Source organism: Marinithermofilum abyssi (assembly GCF_014641195.1).
GTDB lineage: Bacteria > Bacillota > Bacilli > Thermoactinomycetales > DSM-45169 > Marinithermofilum > Marinithermofilum abyssi.
Genome location: NZ_BMHQ01000038.1, coordinates 1 through 1,028, shown reverse-complemented (window position 1 = coordinate 1,028; position 1,028 = coordinate 1). Strand labels below are relative to the sequence as shown.

General features: G+C 44.0%; 1 protein-coding gene. It reads left to right on the top strand.

What is annotated here, in order from left to right; translation table 11 throughout:
• Window positions 1-720: 720 nt before the first annotated feature.
• Window positions 721-891 carry a YolD-like family protein gene (locus tag IEW70_RS17615; protein ID WP_188649214.1) on the top strand — a complete coding sequence of 57 codons (171 nt, stop codon included), beginning with the start codon at window positions 721-723 and terminating at the stop codon, window positions 889-891.
• Window positions 892-1,028 lie beyond the last annotated feature (137 nt).

Here is a 1,028-nt window from a genome sequence, read left to right as displayed (position 1 = left end):
ACCGCACCGGCTTAAAAAAACGGTTCGATATATAGGTATGAGAGGCAATTAAGAAAATGGCCGATATCCAACTTGCTTGTACAATAGAAAGGAACCCCTTAAGGTGGGGTTCCTTGAGGAATCGACTCTTTTTAATAACCACCAAAGCTGACCAGAGAGAAAATCGTCGCGATCACCAACAGGAAAATCAACAGACGATTAAAGACCAAACACATATCCATATCTAGACATTCCCATTTCCCCTTCGTTATTACCGCCATAATGTCTCATTTGGATGTAGTCAAATGAGATATTAAAACATCCCGTCGGCGCCAGTGGCCCATGACGGGATGTTTTTAGTCGGGATGATATTCATTACCTGATCGACTTGAAGCGCAAGTATCCCTGTGGTTCACTGAAGGGCAAAATGCCTCTTTTTTTAAGACGAAAGCCAGGCAGGGTTTTTTACGAGCTTNGTTCTCTGAAGACGAATTTTCAGTGTCATGTCAAGAAGTTCTCCCTTCAATTTAATACTAAGATATGTTAGTTGGCTTAAGGTGTTTGGATATTTAATGAGATGTACCAACATTATTTTGAATTAGGAGTAAAAGGGGGAGCAGAATGCCTAAAAACGATAACTCCTTCATGGTTCAAATCGATGCTGATGCTTATGCTTATTTCAAAAAAGAAGCACCTGAGAAATTGGCAATGGCCCGAAGGATGATTTAACGAATTACGAGGATGCGCTGCAGGAGATCAACCCGGCAGATCGAAGAGTCGATGGAGGCAGGAAAGCCGATTGTGGTTACATACGCCACGAAGTACGGACCCCGGCATTTCTGCGGCTTTGTGGCGAAGGTGGATTTGGTCACCCACCGGATCAAGATGGTGAACGGGGATGAAATCGAGTAGATCCCCTTGGGAAAGGTGTTGGCAGTCGATGAACCGCCCGAAGATGAGTGAGGCGGAAGCGGGATACATATACCGGTCATTATCCATAAGCGTTTGCCTTCCTTTTTTAAACATCAAAACAGCCCGTGCTATTAACA

Bases quoted from the DNA above. Each gene is read 5' to 3' on its own strand.
- IEW70_RS17615 (WP_188649214.1), top strand. From the start codon at position 721: ATGCGCTGCAGGAGATCAACCCGGCAGATCGAAGAGTCGATGGAGGCA.